This is a genomic window from Hymenobacter sp. BT491 (genome assembly GCF_014349165.1).
In the GTDB taxonomy this organism is placed as follows: domain Bacteria; phylum Bacteroidota; class Bacteroidia; order Cytophagales; family Hymenobacteraceae; genus Hymenobacter; species Hymenobacter jejuensis.
Genome location: NZ_JACSJJ010000001.1, coordinates 424,187 through 440,548, shown reverse-complemented (window position 1 = coordinate 440,548; position 16,362 = coordinate 424,187). Strand labels below are relative to the sequence as shown.

Here is a 16,362-nt window from a genome sequence, read left to right as displayed (position 1 = left end):
ACGCTTTCGCTTCTTACCGACTGGCAAAAAGTAAGCGTCTACCGCACGACCATCAGGGCGGAGGGCAAGGGACGGATGCGCCGGAGCATGCGTCGTTGGCGCCGGATGGAAAGGATCTGCAGGCCCAGCAAACGCGGGCTGCGAAAGTGATCACACAAATCCACAAACAGCTCGTTAAGCTCGGCTGTGTCGCTGGTCACGTGGTGTTCTTCTTGGTGCAGGCCAACTACCTGACCACAATCAAGTTGCGCCAAAGTAACCTGGCACCGAACCTGATATCGCAAACGCTTATCCATAGAAGTAAAGAGCTAGTGGGTGGCCAGAAATACGATATACAAATCTAATATATTTAGCATTATATCCAATGATATTAGCTAATATTTTACGCATTGTTTCCCACAAATTCGCATCAGCTACCGTGTTGTAAACACTTATAAACGAGAGCTAAAGCTGCGCATAGCATAGTGTCTCTTCACACGAAAAAGCCCGCTTCCAACATGGAAGCGGGCTTTTTTAGCTAAATAAATTATCCGGCGAGTTCCTAAAGCACTTCGGCAGGCTTGAGCAGATTGGGAAAGGCCTTTCTGAATTTCTCAACCTTCGGCCGTGATACATGGTCGATGTAGCCTTGCGTAGGGTGCAAGCGGTAGTACCCTTGGTGGTAGTCTTCGGCAGCCCAAAACTGCGTGTAGGGCGCCACCTGCGTTACGATGGGCGCATCGTAATGGTGAGAAGCGTCGATGCGCTTGATGGTTGCTTCAATAAGCTGCTTTTCCTGCGGAGAGCGGTAAAACGCCACCGAACGGTATTCAGGGCCAGTATCAGGGCCTTGGCGGTTGAGCTCAGTGGGATTGTGGGCACCGAGGAAAAACACGTCGAGCAACTGCTGATAGGTTATCTGCTTGGGGTTGTAGTACACCTGCACCGATTCGGCGTGGCCGGTTCGCTGACTAGCCACATCTTCGTAACTCGGATTTTTGACAGTGCCGCCTGCATAGCCCGACACCACGGCTGTGACGCCGCGTACTTCTTCGAATGTTTCTTCATTACTCCAGAAGCAGCCCCCGGCAAAAGTAGCCACCGCTAAGCCCGTCAGGTCTTTGGGTGCAGGGCTAGCCGTGGAACGTTTCAAGCTTACAGTCGGATTATCGGGACTCAGCGGCACGAAGGCCAGCGAAGCCAAACTGCTGGTTGCGATAGCTAGGGCAAAAAAGAAATTACGGGTTTGCATAGGTATAGAGAGTCAAAAAGGAGGGGGTGGTTTCGGACCGAGCCGACGCGCTAGGTGGGAAGCCCTTACAACAACAGAATGAGGCGATTAGTGTGATCTGTAACGCTGTATTTTGCGCTGTTACTGCTTCATCACTATCTAATGACCAGCGTGCCAATCATAGCCCCGAACGGCCCAATAATCGGGCGGGCGTTGGTCGAGGAAGGCAATGGTACCGATGCGCTTAATGTGCTTGATGCCATACTTGAGCGGCGTAACCAGCCGCAGCGGTGCCCCGTGTTCGGGCGTGAGCGGAGCGCCGTTCATCTCGTAGCACAGCAGGGTTTGAGGATGCAGGGCACTTTCGATTTCGAGTCCCACGTAATATTCTTTATCGGGCGTAACCAAGCTTACATACGGTGCCAGATCGGTGGGCGGATTGTTGGGATCGACGGGGCGGCCGGAACTGGTAGCCAGCGGGTATTTCGCCAAAAAATCGGAGAGGCGCGTGCCAGCCCAGGTCACGATGGTGCTCCACCCTTCGATGCACTTAAACTCGGTAGTCATCTCGACGCGGGGCAGCGCTTTCACCTCATCGAGGGTGAATTCCTGCATGCGAGGCGTGGTGCCTGCAGGGGCGTAGCCCTGAACCTGTAAGCGCCAAGCTACCGCGCCCAGCGCCGATTTCAGGCCTTCGGTGCCGTTTTTCCGCAGCGGCTTGGCGTGGCTTTTCGGAAACTCGGTGGCGAGGCGCGTATTGCGAAAATACGCCGTGGCCAAACGGCCGTTGGCATCGAGCACGCGGCGCAACGGCCCCGCCAAGCCATCTTCCTGCGGCGCATCGAGCAGCCAGTTCCAGCCTACAATGCCCGCCAAAGCCGCCACACCGCCCACCAGAAAAGCCCGGCGCGTCCGGCGCGCAGCCTGGCGCTCCACGGCTTCATCTGAAACGGGGGTTGTCGGTTGGGACTCAGGCAAAGCCGGACCGGAAGCGGCAGGTTGGGAGGATTCGGGGTAAGCCATGAGACAAAGAAAATTAAGCCTGGGACGAAGGCGCGGCAGAGGCCACCGTCGGTAATGAGGCGCTTGACGGCTGCACGGCCGGTTCGTCCACGATTTCAAAGCCGGCGACCATGGCGCGGAAGTTGTTCCAGCCCGCCCTGACCACCTGCGCGATATGCACCACAAAAAACAGCACGTAGCCAACGGTCAGGGTGAAATGCTCGATGCGCGCCCATTCGTACCCCCCCAGCAGCGAGGTCAGCCACGCGAACTGCACAGGCTTGTAAATGGCAAGGCCCGTCAGCAGCGACCCCGCCCCCATCAGCACCACCGACGTGTACGCGATTTGCTGGGCGCCATTGAACTTCTGCGGCGGCAGCGGCTCCTTGCGGATGCCCAGGTCGTGTAGCACGGTTTGCCAGGCGCTGGCGAAGCTGCGGCGGTTGGGCACCAGCGCTCGCCACTCGCCCGACACGAGCGTGTAGCTCACGTACAGCAGCCCGTTCAGGGCAAAAACCCACATCAGCACAAAGTGCCACGCCATGCCTTGCGCCAGCTTATGATCGACGTGAAACGCTTGGTAAAACGACTTCGGAAAAAACTTCAGCAGCGTGACGTTGCCCCAGCCAAGGCGGTACACGTCATTGGCCCAATAAATCAGGATGCCGCTCCAGATCATCAGGGCCAGCACCGGGAAGTTGATCCAGTGAAACCAACGAATGGCCAACGGATGCTTTTCAACTAATTTTTTCATCGAATCCAGGGACGAAGTGAAAGTAGCATCAGGAAGCGAGCTTGCCAGCAATAGTAACAGCATTGGCGCCTTACTTGTGCCAACAGACGCCCACATCTGCTAAACAGTACTGCGGCGCTACTTCTTTTTCAAACTGCTAAGTACATAGCTATTATATTGATAGTCAATTATTTATATTTACAATAAGTTCTGGCTACTTCATTGCTCTCTGCTCCTTCTTACTCACCATCAGCCCTTGTTGCCTTTGCACCTCTAGCAACCTCCACGAAACCAAGGCGTTAGACTATAGCGTCGTTTTTCTCCATTCCGGAAAGGTTTGGGAAAGTGGCCCGTCTACCCTTACGAAACGCCAAACGTCCGCTCCTATGAAACGCTTCGCCTTCGCTCTGCTGCTTTGCGTGACGGCCGCTTCGGCCGCAGTGTTCAGGAACGCCTTGCCGATGGGGCGCCAGCCAGATGCGGCGGGCAAGGTGCCGGTAGTGGTGGAGCTCTTCACTTCGGAGGGTTGTTCGAGCTGCCCGGCGGCCGATGCGGCCTTGCGCGAACTCGAAACCACGCAGACTATTGCGGGCGTGGAGGTGATCGTGTTGGGCCAGCACGTCGATTATTGGAACAACCTGGGCTGGAAAGACCCCTTCTCGTCCGCCGTCTTCACCCGCCGCCAGCGCGACTACGCCGCCCTATTCGGCACGGGCTCGTACACGCCCCAAGCCATCGTAAATGGCCAGTACGAATTTGTGGGCAGCCAGCAAAAGCTTGTAGCACAGTCCATTGCCAAGGCTGCCAAAGCGCCTCGCGCGACCGTTACCCTAGCCCGCTCGAATAATATGCTGGTCGTAACCGTAGCCAACCTGCCCGCCGGCACCGGCCCAGCCGAGGTGCTGCTTGCCTTGAACGAAAGCGGCCTGTCGAGCCAAGTGGGCCGGGGCGAAAATTCGGGCCGGTTGCTCCGACACGCGTCCGTGGTGCGAAGCCTGCGCCCATTGGGCACCACCCTCGACAACGGCACCTTCTCGGCCACAGCCCCGCTAAACCTGAATGCGCAGTGGAAAGCCCAAAACCTGCGCGCCGTAGTGCTGGTACAGGAAAAATCATCGCGCCACATCCTGGGCAGCGCTAGCCTACCGTTGCACGAGGCAGCGTTAACCTCTCGTAACTGATATAATTATTTGACGATCAAATACTTATATCAGTTACTTTTATTAGCCTTCTGATAAATTTTTCTTAGCGCGCGGCGAAAATTGTGCTGCTTGGCATCGTCTCAAGGACGGGGCCAGTGTGCACCAAGCCATCTAAGTCAACTTGCCGCAGTCGGTATTGCGCGCGTCCCTGCACCGGCGTCGTATCAACGAACTCATGGCTGCGAGCGCTCACGGCCATGGCATCGCCGGGCACGCGGCCCAGCGCCTGAAATGCTCCTTGCTCGGTGCGGCGCTCGACCACAAAGTAAGAGCAAGCCAGTTCATCAGGAGTCACCCATTGCACGCGCTGCCCACTGGCATCGGGCACGAGGCGGAAACGCAGCAGTTCCAACTGATTTTCCGGCTGATGGCTTTCCTCCGGTTGTTCCTGCACGGCATATGCTCGTTCGTGAATGCTGGCGCAGGCCGTACCTGCCACCATTAGCAACGCGTAAGAAGCCCGACGAAAAAGACGCAACGAAGTAGAAAAAGCCATATAAACTGATCGCAAACCCTAAAAGAACAGTTCAATGTAAATGCCTTTTCTGACATATGAAGCAAGATAAATATTAAAAATATTATAAAATTCAGAAGGCAATATTCATTCTTCGACTAATACTATTGCCAGCCTTACTTGCTCCAGTGTAACGGGCCTTGGCAGGTCCCAGAGCACCAACCTTCCCGTTCGATAGTTGATCTAGCTAATCCTGCCTATTGGCAAGCAGGCTCTGCTTTCTCACCTCAACAAATAAGCTAGAATTTGATGACCTAGGAACTACTTCACTTTGACGCGTGACCGATCTTTGGCATTTTTTTGCTGTAGCGCCTTCATAGCCAAGGCATACCGACGGCCCATGAGGCGGGCCGAAACCGCGTCAAAATGTAGCTTATCGCCGCGGTCGCGGGTACCTTCGGCCGTGACGTAATCGTAGTGTGGCACCGTCTTTTTTAGCCGGGCCACGGCCTCATTGACGCGAATTGCTGCTGCGTTAACGTGTTGTTTACCAACACTATCCTGCTGCACAAATTGAAACTCCGGCAATTGCCCCGCCACGAACGGCACGTCGGGCGACTGCAAATCCCTGCGGAAGCGGGCAATTAGTTCTGTAAGGTTCTTGCCGTAGGCCGAGCTCAAGTCGGGCTTGCTGTCCGACTCTCCCTGATGCCAGATAATGCCCGCTAAGGTGCCGCTTTGCATGGCCGCTTTGGCCCGCCTGATGGCATCGTCGTAGGGGTTGGTATTGGTGGCAGCGTAGAAGGCGCCCGGTTGCCAGACATTGATGCCGGAGCCCCCTACCGCGCACGGAACCAAGCCAATAACTACGCTCGTATCCAAGCCGGCCAGCGTTTTGCCGAACGTCAGGCCAGGCCCTACGCCTGCCGCCGCTTTGTCGAAGTGCACGGGGTCTTTGGCAATCTCCCAGACGCCTTCTTTGTTCAGGCGCAATACGCGCCGGTTGGGTACGGTATCCTGCGCTTCCACCGCACCTCGTCCAGCCATATTTGATTGACCTACAAGTAGATACAGTTTAAATTTCTCCTTCGTTTTAGGCGGCGTAGCCTGTTCGCGAAGTCGGGGTTGCAGGCCCTGCGCCGGTAGCCTTTCGGCGACTAGTAAGAGCAACAGCAAGCCGAGGAAGCCGGGCCATTTTACAGCAGCGCAACGCATGGAGGCTACCAAACGGGGAGGTTATTTGCCATCGTATTTCTGCGCCATTTGGCGGTAATATTCCTGCACGGTGTAAAAAGCTTTCTTCTTTTGCCCCGTATTGGAAATCAAGCCTTTGCGATTGAAGCCGTTTTGATATACGGGGTGCTGACGGCGCGTGGCGCGGAAGTCGGTCAGAATCCAAGGGGTCAGACCGCGCAGGCCGGCAATGCCGCTGAGCATTTTGAACTGGTTTTGGTACAGGGCCTCTTGGTATTCCTCGCTCCAGCGGGTATCGGCGTCGGCGTGGTAGCCACCCAGGGCGTCACCGCCAAACTCACTGATTATGACGGGCTTGTTGTATTTGATGTCGAAAGTATACTGCGTGATTTCGCTGGGCTTGCCGCCCCAATACCAACCGGCATATTCGTTGAAGCTGGTCAGGTCGAGTTCGGCGCCCAGCGGGTCGTCTACGGTTATTTTAGAGCCATCGCGGTGCAGCTCCAAAGCAGCCGAAATCAGGCGGGTATCGTCGAGGCTGCGGGCTTTCTTGACCAGGCTGGTCATGAATTTCAGACGCGGGTCGCTGGGCGGCGTTTCGTTGCCCACCGACCACACCACGATGCTGGCGCGGTTTTTTCCCATCGAAATAAGGTCCGTGAGCTGCGTTTCGGCGTTTTGGTAAGTGGCGGGGTTTTCCCAAGCAATGGTCCAGTACACGGGGACTTCGGCCCACACGAGCAGGCCCATTTCGTCGGCCAGCTTCAGCATGGCTTCGTTGTGGGGGTAGTGCGCCAGGCGTACATAGTTGCAACCGAGCTCTTTAGCCCAGGTCAGGAGCATACGCAGGTCGCCTTCACCGCGCGCCCGACCCGGAATGAGCGGATTTTCGTCGTGGATGGAAATGCCGCGCAAAAAGGTCGATTTTCCGTTGAGCAGAATGTCCGTGCCTTTTGTCTGGATGGTGCGAAACCCGATGCGGTCCTGCACCGCGTCGGGGCCGCTGGTCAGGCTCACAGCGTACAGTTTCGGGTTTTGGGGCGACCAGCGCGTAAGCTTCTTGGCCGGGACCGCAAACGTGGCGCGGCCTTCGGCGTCGGTCTTCAGGCTCTTTTTGATGCCGGCCTCGGCAATGTTGAGGGTTACGGTTTGCCCGGCTTTTCCCTCGCCGCTAAGCTGCACGTAGCCCGCCAGCGTGTTGGGGTCGTTTTTGGCCAGTTGAACCTTGTAATCGGTGATGTAGGTGGCCGGGGTTTCGGCAATGAACACGTCGCGGGTGATGCCGCCGTAGTTCCACCAGTCGGTGTTGATAGTCGGTACTTCGTCAGCGTGGCGGGTGTTGTCGGCCTTCACGATCACGAAGTTGTCGCCGGTGCTGCTGAGGCGATCGGTGATGTCGTACTGGATGGGCGTGAAGCCGCCTTTATGCATACCTAACTTCTTGCCATTCAAATAGATATGCGATTCGTAATTGATCGCTCCGAAATACAGAAAATAGCGCTTGCCGGGTTTCGGCGTCAGGCTGAAGCTCTTCTTGTACCAAATGGTGCCTTCGTAGTAGAGCAGCTTCGGGTCCTGTGAGTTCCAGTCGCCGGGCACCTGCAACGCCGCCGACTTATCGAAGTCATACTCAATCAGTTCGGTTTCCTGCTTCGAGCTGGGTTTCTGATTGTCGTAGTAGCCGCCCTTGCCCGACTTCGACTGATCGAAAGCTTCGCGGCGGTAGTCGTAAAAGCCGTTTTCGTACGGATCGATGATGTAGTTCCAGCTGCCATTTAAGTTGAGAATGCGCCGGCCGGGCGCATTCTGCAACTGGGCCGACTGCGCCCGCAGGTTGTGGCTAGCGAAAGGGCCCACAAGCAGCACCAGCGCCGTTAGGGCGTTCAGCAGAGGTCGAATGTTCATGCGGTGAAACGGAAAGTGAGCGAAATAAAAGCGAGGGAAACGCAAGCTCATACCGATTCCTGCATTTTCCTTGAGAGCAGTAAGTACCGAAAACTTGCGCCCGCGCAACGGAATTTATCCTATTTATTCACGAAACCGTTTTCGAAATCGATTGCAAACAGCCTATCTCGACAGTACCAAGGGAGGCGAATAAGCCTACACTCATGTGAGCAAGTGGCTATTAGCTAGCGTGTTGCAAAGACGGATACTATGTCCTTGATTCTGTGCGCAGAATCGCGCTCCAAACGCTGTACGCACTGCTTTGCAGTGGGCTGACAGAATGAGCACCTAGGTGAGTTGTCCTTAATTTTGCGGAATTTAGGGGCATGAGTAGCGTTAACCTGAAAAGGCTTGCCCAAGAATTAAATTTATCCATCTCGGCTGTTTCGAAAGCCCTTCGCGACAGCCATGAAATCGCCGTTGATACCAAAGAGCGCGTCAGGGCGCTGGCTCGTGAGCTGCGGTACGAGCCCAATCCGCACGCCAGCAGTTTGCGGCGCCAAAAAAGCAAGACCATCGGCGTGGTTATTCCGGAGGTCGCCAATAGCTTCTTCTCGTTGGTAATCAACGGCATAGAGGAAGTAGCACGCCACAACGGCTACCACGTACTCATTTACCTCACCCACGAAGACCACACCCGCGAGGCCGCCATCGCGCAGTATCTGGCCAACGGGCGCGTGGACGGCATTCTGATGTCGGTGGCCAGCGAAAGCGCCGATTTTGCACACTTGCAGGAGCTCAAAAACAAGAACATTCCCATCGTTTTCTTCGACCGGGTGTGCGAGGAAATGGCCACGGTCAGGGTAACGACCAACGATTTTGAGAGCGGCTACAAAGCCACCCGGCACTTGCTGGAGGCCGGCTGTCGGCGCATTGCGTACCTGCTGATTTCCGAACACCTGTCCATCGGGCAGAAGCGCATGCAAGGCTACCGGCAAGCCCTTGAAGATCACGCGATTCCGTTTGATGCCAACCTGATTGTAAGCGGCCACCAGAGCAACGAGCACAACCGTACGCTGATTCAGCAGCTGCTCGAAACGCAAAAGGTCGACGGCATTTTTGCTTCCGTAGAGCGCTTGGCCATAAGCAGTTACGAGGCCTGCAAAGCCCTGAACCTGAGCATCCCCGGGGACGTCAAGATCATCGGGTTTTCCAACCTGGAAATCGCTTCCCTGCTCGATCCGCCGCTCACGGCTATTAAGCAGCCGGCTTATGCTATGGGCCGCGAAGCCGCCTGCATTCTGTTTACGGCCTTGGATAAAAACCGAGCCCTAACCGCTTCGCAAAGCCTGGTTCTGAACTCCGAGCTGATCGAACGGAAGTCGACGGCCCGCAGCTAACGCTGCTTAGAGCAACTGGCAGAATCTCATCTAACTCCCCCTTGCAACTATCTGTTGCACAAATAGTTACAAGGCAACGCAAAAGCATTCTCTGGCTTTCCCAGCCCGGAAATTCTTAAAATACGCTTAAGAACACGTCGTAATGGAACTGCTATCGTATGGTAGCACAGTTTGTGAATTAAGTTGATTTTAATTTTCACTCTGACCTTTCTTCTCCATGCGTTTCCTTGCTCTGTGTCTTTTCGCGCTGCTGATTGCTTTTGGAGCTACCGCGCAGTCGTCGCCCACCGTTACCTGGACTGCCGACCTGAATGCGGCTTTGCAACAAGCAAAAGCTTCCAACAAACCGGTACTGGCGGTTTTTTCGGGTTCTGACTGGTGCAAGCCCTGCATCATGCTCAAGCAGGAAGTATTTGATAAGCCTGAGTTTGCGCAATACGCGCAAGACAAGTTTGTGCTGGCCCGCTTCGACTTTCCGCGCAGCAAGAAAAACAAGCTGCCTGCCACCCAAACCAAGCTCAACGAGCAGGCCGCGGCCCAACTAAACAAAGAAGGTTCGTTTCCGCTGGTGGTGCTGTTGTCGCCCGAAGGTAAAGTGCTGGCCAAGACCGGCTACCGCCCCGGCGGCCCCGCCGCCTACGACGCTTATCTGACGCAGTTGCTGGCCAAGAAATAAGCCCTGTGCGCAACCCCCTGACCCTACTCGACGCTTTCTGGCAAAAGGCGTCGGCGCTGTTCCTGCTCAGTATTCTGCTGACTGGCAGCTTTATAGCCCGCGCCCAACCGACGGCGCCCAAAGCCCGCAATTTCACGCGCAGTGCCCACCTAATGGGCTCTCACTTTACGTTTACGGCGGTTTCGGCCGACGATTCGCTGGCGTGGCGCGCCATTCGGGCGGGCATCCGGGAGGCGCAGCGCATCGACCGGCTGTGTTCGTACTGGGATTCTACGTCGCAGATTACGCAGGTTAACCGCGCTGCGGGCCTGCATCCGGTGGTTGTGGATCAGGAGGTGTACGATCTGATTGCCCGCACGCTAAAGCTCTCGGCGCTGAGCGGCGGCGCTTTTGACATCACCTTCGCCGGGGGCGAGAAAATTTACAAGTTCGACCGGCAGGAGCACGCCGCCCTCCCCGATTCGGCCGTGGTGCGTGCTTCGGTGCGCCGCATTGGCTACCAGAAAGTGCTGCTCAACCCGGCCGCTCACTCCGTGATGCTTCAGGAAAAAGGCATGCGCATGAACCTGGCGGGCATTCTGCAAGGCTACGGGGTGCGCCGCGCCCAGGCCCTGATGAAGCAAATGGGCATCCAGGGCGGCCTGATCAACGGCTCAGGCGACGTATCGTGCTGGGGCCGGCAGGGCGATGGCTCGCTGTGGCGCATTGCCATCGGCGATCCGGCTTATCCGCAGTCGGTTTCGTCGTGGCTTACCGTGACCGACATGGCTGTGGTGACGGCCGGCAACTACGAGCAGTACTTCACGGTAAAGGGCAAATACTACGGCCACATCATCAATCCGCATACGGGCTACCCGGCCACGGGCTTGCGCTCAGTGACCATCATCTGCCCCGACGTAGAAGTAGCCGATGGCCTCGACGAAGTGGTGTTTGTAAAAGGTCCGGAAGAAGGGTTGGCCTTTATTAATCGCCTTCAGGGCATCGATTGCGCACTTATCACCAACGACGGCCGTACGCTGACTTCCAAAGGCATGACTGCCAACTACTATTCCAACCCCAAGTCCCAGGCAGCTTCTACTTCCAAACCATGACCAAGATTCTGAAAACCAATCCTTTGCCTCGCCTGATTTTGGGGCTAGTACTAGCGCTGGCGGGCAGCAGCGGCTTGGCAAGCTGTGTATCGGTGGCGGCTTACCAGAAGGTGTACCTCAACGACGAGGACATGAAGCTGGCCAACAAGCGCATCGAAGTGTACGAAACCAACTTCGAGAGCTACCGCGAAGGCGCTGGCGGAGCCAACGGAGGCAAGGTAGGTGGCGGCTGCGGTTGCAACTAATTGATTTTAAGATCATTATATATGAACCGCAATTTTAGCGCTTCTTTTCTGCGCTTTGCTGCCCCGCTGCTCCTGGTGCTGGCCCCTACCCTCACCTGGGCGCAGGCCACCCCGACCCCAAACCGGGTCGATGGGTACGGCGCGCCCAATACCACCGTTCCGAACCCGCCTAACCCTACCAACCAAGGCGAAACGGAAGTCAATATCCTGACCAGCTACTACCAGCAGGACGGCGACCACGGCGCTGTGGAAGGGGGCCGCGGCACCCAGCATCTGACCGACCTGACGCCCACCATCATCCTGAACATTCCCCTGGACTCCGTGACGCGCGTATCGGCCAACGTGGGTATGGATTACTACGCTTCGGCTTCCACCGACCGGATTGATCAGGTACTGTCGTCGCCCTCGTCGAGCGATACGCGTTACCACGTCGATTTGGGCTACTCGCGCCAGCTGGCCGACAAGCAAACCATCGTGGGGCTGGGCGGCGGGTTTTCGAAAGAGTATGATTACCTGTCGTTTAACCTGACCGCTTCGTGGGCACACGCCTCTGCCGACGGCAACCGCGAGCTAAGTGTAGCGGGCCAGGCGTTCTTCGATCGGGCCACGCTCATCTTACCGGCGGAATTGCGTCCGGCGGGCCGCGGTCAGGAACACGGCTCGGGTTTCGACACGCGCCAGAGCTACAACCTGAACTTGGTGTACTCGCAGGTACTAACCCAGCGTCTGCAACTGGCCGTGAGCACCGAGCTAGTAGCCCAACGCGGCTTGCTAAGCACGCCGTTTCACCGGGTATATTTCCGCGAAACCGGTGGGGCGCTGGGCACGGCCAAAACCGAGCTACTGCCGCGCCAGCGCTACAAATACCCGCTGGGTCTGCGCGCCACGTACTACGCCACCGACTTGGTGCAGGTACGCGGTTTCTACCGCTTCTACAACGACAATTTTGGTATTCAGGCCCACACTTTTGAGCTAGAAACGCCGGTGAAAGTAACGCCGTTTTTTGTGGTCTACCCCTTCTATCGCTACCACACCCAAACGTCGGCCAAGTATTTTGCGCCTTATCTAGCGCACTCACTTACAGATACTTACTACACTTCCGATTACGACTTGGCTTCTTTCTCGGCCAACAAGGTGGGCTTGGGTCTGCGCTATTCGCCGGTGTATGGGCTGGGCCGATTCAAAACGCCCTTTGGCGGGCGGGTGGCCAAGTTCAAAGCCTTGGATTTGCGCTACGCCTATTACCGCCAAAGCACCGGCCTAACGGCCAACCTCATCAGTGCTGATTTGTCGTTTACCATGCCGTAGCCTAACAACGCTAGCCGCCTTGTTGCAAGTAATTAATAATCAATATCTTACCTAATAACTCATTTTAACCCATTCTGCTATGTCCGGCGCGCACCCGCATAACGAAGACCACCTGACCAGTTCGGCCATGTTGCAGGATATCGTAATTGGCTTGTCGGATGGGCTTACGGTACCTTTTGCACTGGCGGCGGGACTAAGCGGGGCAGTACAGTCGTCGGGGCTGGTGATTACGGCGGGCTTGGCCGAAGTCGTGGCCGGGTCCATTGCGATGGGGCTGGGCGGCTACCTCGCCGGTCGCACCGAAATTGAGCACTACGCTTCGGAGCTTGCGCGTGAGCACCGCGAAGTGCTGGAGGTACCCGACCGCGAGCGAGCCGAAGTAGACGAATTGCTGGCCGAAATGGGCCTCTCGCCCGCTACGCGCGCCGCTGCCGTGCACGAGCTTACGGCCAACGAAGAGCAGTGGGTGCAGTTTATGATGAGGTACGAGCTGGGCCTGGAGAAGCCCGACCCCAAACAAGCGCCCAAAAGCGCGGCCACCATCAGCATTGCCTATGCCGTGGGCGGCCTGATTCCGCTCAGCGCCTATTTCGTCACGGATACCCCCTCGCAGGGGTTGCTGTGGTCGGCCGTGATTACGTTGGTGTGCCTGCTGGTTTTCGGGTACTTCAAAAGCCGCATGACCGGCCAGCCGCCTGTGTGGGGCGCCTTCAAAATGGCCGGTACCGGCGCGTTGGCCGCTGCCGCCGCTTTCTTCGTCGCCCGCCAGTTCGATCAGTCCTGATAAAGCCGGCTTTTATCCGGCGCTCGTTTACAGAAACCCCGTTTTCATGCTGAAAATGGGGTTTCTGTTTTAAGAATGTGCATGAGTTCAACACTGTAAAAGCCTGAGCAGCGCAATCCCGTTTCTTGCGCTTCACGCCCAGTACAAGCGGCTTGGGCGCCAGGCTAGTTCCTTAGCGGATTTTGTTCGAGTTTGCGGAAACTCTTGTGCACTTATGAAAGAAAAGCTACTTCTGCTCTGCGGTTTGTTATTTGCGCACTCCGGTTTTGCCCAGCCTAGCCGGGAGCCGATCAAAGTCACCGATTTGCTCAAAATTCAGCAAGTAGGCGGCATTACGCTCACTCCAGATGGCCGAAAGGCGGCGTTCACGGTGCTGAGCACGGAACCCGACGCCGCCAAAAAATCCGATTACAAAAACGTCAGCCAAGTGTACGTGGTCAACACCGACGGCACGGCTACCGTCCGACAGCTAACCTATGCCAAGGAAGGCGCGGCCCAGCCGGCCTGGAGCCCCGATGGCCGCCAGCTGGCTTTTACCCGCACCGTGGACGAAAAGCCGCAGGTGTTTTTATTAGCCAGTGAAGGCGGCGAAGCCGTGCAACTGACGCATTACACGCTGGGCGCCTCCAGTCCGAAATGGTCGCCGGATGGCAAGCAGATCCTGTTTTCGGCCTCCATTCCGATCAATACGCTGCTGCGCGATTCGCTGCTGAACCCAGCCAAAGCCTTGCCCCGATGGTCGTTTGAAAAACCGGGCTTCGATAAAAACGAGCAGTTAGTTACCTCTTCGGCCAAGCCCAACGCCGACGGTAGCTTGGCCGAAATCCGAGCGTATCTGGAGAACGACGTGGTCGATAAAAAAGCAAAAGTGCTGACCAAGCTCAATTTTCAGGATGAAAGGGATGTATCTGCTGATCAATCATTTACGCAATTCTTCGTTGTCGATGCCGTGGCCGGTGCCAAACCGGTAGCGGTTACGCACGGATTCTATGACTTTAAGCAAGTTGACTTTACGCCCGACGGCCAGCACCTGATTCTGACCGGGCAGCTCGACTCCCTGCAAAACCCCGACCGCTCCCGCGAAAGCCAGATTTTCCTGGCCAATCGCAACGGCACTCAGTTGCGGTTGCTGCTGGGCCAAAAAGGGGTTTCATACACCAGCGCGACCGTATCGCCCTCGGGCAAATGGCTGGCGTTTCAATTTGGCCCCGCTTCCTACGCTTCTGTAGCTACGCTGGCGGTGATGCCGCTGGCTGGCTCATCCAAAGATATTGTGACCCTTCCTCTAGACCGAGCCAAAGCCGGCCTTGCCTGGAGCCAAGATGATAAGTACCTGTATTTCACGGCCCAAAGCAACGGCGGCGTTCCCCTGTATCGGGCGAAGCTCAGCAACCGAAAAGTGGAGAAACTCTCGGATTACGATAGCGGCATTACCAGCTTCGGCGTCGCCCGCGACAAAGTGGTGTTTGCCCGCACCGAAATCGCCAATCCGTCGGGTCTTTACCTCGCCGACGCCGAGTTAAAGAAGGTAAAAAGCATTGGCCACTTCAACGACTGGGTTCAAACGCGTCAGCTGTCGCGCCCCGAAAAGCATACGTTTGTCAACGACAAAGGCCTGAGCGTGGACTATTGGGTGATGAAACCTACTGCTTACCAGGCCAGTAAGAAATACCCGTTGCTACTCGAAATTCACGGTGGCCCCGCAGCGATGTGGGGCCCCGGTGAGGCCAGCATGTGGCACGAATTTCAGTATTTCTGCAGCCAAGGCTACGGGGTAGTGTATGCCGACCCGCGCGGCTCGGGCGGCTACGGCTTGGACTTTTTGCGTGCCAACGTCAACGATTGGGGCACTGGCCCGAGCAGCGACGTGCTCACGGCCCTCGACAAAACTGTGGCCGAAGGCTGGGCCGACGCCGAAAAGCTCGCCATCACGGGCGGCTCGTATGGCGGATACCTCGTCGCCTGGATTATCAGCCACGACCACCGCTTTAAGGCCGCTTGCTCGCAGCGGGGCGTCTATGATCTGGCCACGTTTTTTGGCGAAGGCAACGCCTGGCAACTCGTGCCCGATTACTTTGGCGGCTACCCCTGGGAGCCCGCCGTGAAAGCCACGCTCGTCCGCGAATCGCCCATTACGACCGTGCAAAACATCACCACGCCCTACATTATGTTTCACGGCGAAAACGACCGCCGCACCGGTTTTGTGCAGGGTGAAATGCTCTACCGGAGCCTGAAAGTGCTGAACCGCCCCGTGGAATACGTGCGCCACCCTGGCGGCACGCACGAACTCACCCGGTCGGGCGACAACCGCCAGCGCATTGACCAGATGCTGCGCACCTACGAATTTTTCGCCCGATACATTCAGCCATAGCCCAGCAGAAAAATCAGAAAACAAAAAACACATATCTTATTGATTATCAATAAGATATGTGTTTTTTGTTTTCTCTAATATCCCTATTAGCTGCGCTTACAGTATGCAGACAAAAGCCGCAGGCCACAATGCACACGAGGTGCGTTGTGGCCTGTTGGGTATCCCACATAAATACTACCTGACCGAGAAATCAGAATAAAATTTGCGTTTTTGAAAAACGCGTCCCTACCTTTAGGACATCAATTCTTTCCCCATCAAAGGATTGTTTTTATACAGAGGCGTGGAGAGACAGGCTCTATGAAACGCCGACAACCCTCGGATCATCCGAAACGGTGCCAAGTCCTGACCATATAAAAACAACAATGCCGTGAAAAGCTTCGCCAGCTCCCCCGCCATCAAAATCAACCTCGCTGCTGTACAGCATGGGTGTTGTATTATGCTGCGCCCAGTGGTCTGTATGCCAATTCTGGGCATGAGCTGCTAAGGATCAGGCTGTTCCCTTTCTCCTTTTGTTTGCTCGCGTACGGCTCTGATCTAGCACCTTGGGTCCGTACCACCTGTTGAGGCCGCTTCTCGGTCTTGGCCCCCTATGTCGCACTCCCGCCGGACGGGTGCGACCGTAGGCGCCGGAAATCCTTCTGGCAAACCGCTTCTCCCCTTCCCACTAGAGTTTCTGCTCTCCGTTTCGTGAGGCAACTGCGCCCGACTGTGCACAAGTCGAGGCCGGGAAGGAAGCGCTTCAATCTTCCGCTTACCCATCCTTTTTAGCCTTCGCCGCAACAGTGGTGAATGCGCTACGAGTTACGCC

Annotated in this window: 15 protein-coding genes and 1 riboswitch; of the genes, 8 read left to right on the top strand and 7 right to left on the bottom strand. The window is 56.4% G+C overall.

Translation table 11 applies throughout. The features are described from left to right. Positions 1–38: 38 nt before the first annotated feature. The 4 genes from H9I52_RS01910 to H9I52_RS01895 form a co-directional block, all read right to left on the bottom strand. Positions 39–296, bottom strand: coding sequence for a hypothetical protein (locus tag H9I52_RS01910; RefSeq protein ID WP_187452420.1), 258 nt, complete (start codon positions 294–296; stop codon positions 39–41). 245 nt (positions 297–541) lie between these two features. After that, on the bottom strand, positions 542–1,231 hold the full coding sequence (gene msrA, locus H9I52_RS01905) for a peptide-methionine (S)-S-oxide reductase MsrA (protein WP_187452419.1): 690 nt from the start codon (positions 1,229–1,231) through the stop codon (positions 542–544). A 138-nt stretch (positions 1,232–1,369) separates the two neighbouring features. Further along, on the bottom strand, positions 1,370–2,233 hold the full coding sequence (locus H9I52_RS01900; RefSeq protein WP_187452418.1) for a molybdopterin-dependent oxidoreductase: 864 nt from the start codon (positions 2,231–2,233) through the stop codon (positions 1,370–1,372). A gap of 13 nt (positions 2,234–2,246) precedes the next feature. Further along, complete coding sequence (locus H9I52_RS01895) at positions 2,247–2,966, bottom strand: cytochrome b/b6 domain-containing protein (RefSeq protein ID WP_187452417.1); 720 nt, start codon at positions 2,964–2,966, stop codon at positions 2,247–2,249. A gap of 365 nt (positions 2,967–3,331) precedes the next feature. Between H9I52_RS01895 and H9I52_RS01890 the strand changes: the two genes are divergently transcribed. After that, complete coding sequence (locus H9I52_RS01890; RefSeq protein ID WP_187452416.1) at positions 3,332–4,126, top strand: DUF1223 domain-containing protein; 795 nt, start codon at positions 3,332–3,334, stop codon at positions 4,124–4,126. A 64-nt stretch (positions 4,127–4,190) separates the two neighbouring features. On the opposite strand, the gene H9I52_RS01885 is transcribed toward H9I52_RS01890, so the two are convergent. The 3 genes from H9I52_RS01885 to H9I52_RS01875 form a co-directional block, all read right to left on the bottom strand. Beyond that, positions 4,191–4,643, bottom strand: coding sequence for a hypothetical protein (locus tag H9I52_RS01885; protein WP_187452415.1), 453 nt, complete (start codon positions 4,641–4,643; stop codon positions 4,191–4,193). 279 nt (positions 4,644–4,922) lie between these two features. After that, a complete protein-coding gene (locus tag H9I52_RS01880; protein WP_410403014.1) occupies positions 4,923–5,771 on the bottom strand; it encodes a sialate O-acetylesterase in 849 nt (282 codons plus the stop codon). A 66-nt stretch (positions 5,772–5,837) separates the two neighbouring features. Next, positions 5,838–7,700: a glycoside hydrolase family 2 protein gene (locus H9I52_RS01875; protein ID WP_187452413.1), complete on the bottom strand. Its 1,863-nt coding sequence runs from the start codon at positions 7,698–7,700 to the stop codon at positions 5,838–5,840. A gap of 365 nt (positions 7,701–8,065) precedes the next feature. Between H9I52_RS01875 and H9I52_RS01870 the strand changes: the two genes are divergently transcribed. From H9I52_RS01870 to H9I52_RS01840, 7 genes are all read left to right on the top strand, one after another. Further along, entirely contained in the window at positions 8,066–9,079 is a 1,014-nt protein-coding gene (locus H9I52_RS01870) for a LacI family DNA-binding transcriptional regulator (RefSeq protein WP_187452412.1), read from the top strand. Between the two features lie 217 nt (positions 9,080–9,296). Then, entirely contained in the window at positions 9,297–9,755 is a 459-nt protein-coding gene (locus tag H9I52_RS01865; protein WP_187452411.1) for a thioredoxin family protein, read from the top strand. A gap of 5 nt (positions 9,756–9,760) precedes the next feature. After that, the gene (locus H9I52_RS01860) at positions 9,761–10,846 is read left to right on the top strand and encodes an FAD:protein FMN transferase (RefSeq protein WP_187452410.1); all 1,086 of its coding nucleotides are present in this window, start codon (positions 9,761–9,763) and stop codon (positions 10,844–10,846) included. After that, complete coding sequence (locus tag H9I52_RS01855; protein ID WP_187452409.1) at positions 10,843–11,091, top strand: DUF4266 domain-containing protein; 249 nt, start codon at positions 10,843–10,845, stop codon at positions 11,089–11,091. The genes H9I52_RS01860 and H9I52_RS01855 overlap by 4 nt, the downstream gene beginning before the upstream one ends. A gap of 21 nt (positions 11,092–11,112) precedes the next feature. Further along, positions 11,113–12,399 (top strand): DUF3570 domain-containing protein, encoded by a 1,287-nt coding sequence (locus H9I52_RS01850; protein ID WP_187452408.1) that lies wholly within the window; start codon positions 11,113–11,115, stop codon positions 12,397–12,399. A gap of 79 nt (positions 12,400–12,478) precedes the next feature. Beyond that, positions 12,479–13,183, top strand: coding sequence for a VIT1/CCC1 transporter family protein (locus H9I52_RS01845; RefSeq protein WP_187452407.1), 705 nt, complete (start codon positions 12,479–12,481; stop codon positions 13,181–13,183). 214 nt (positions 13,184–13,397) lie between these two features. After that, on the top strand, positions 13,398–15,554 hold the full coding sequence (locus H9I52_RS01840) for a S9 family peptidase (protein WP_187452406.1): 2,157 nt from the start codon (positions 13,398–13,400) through the stop codon (positions 15,552–15,554). 265 nt (positions 15,555–15,819) lie between these two features. Continuing rightward, a riboswitch (SAM riboswitch) is annotated at positions 15,820–15,911 on the top strand. Positions 15,912–16,362: the final 451 nt, after the last annotated feature.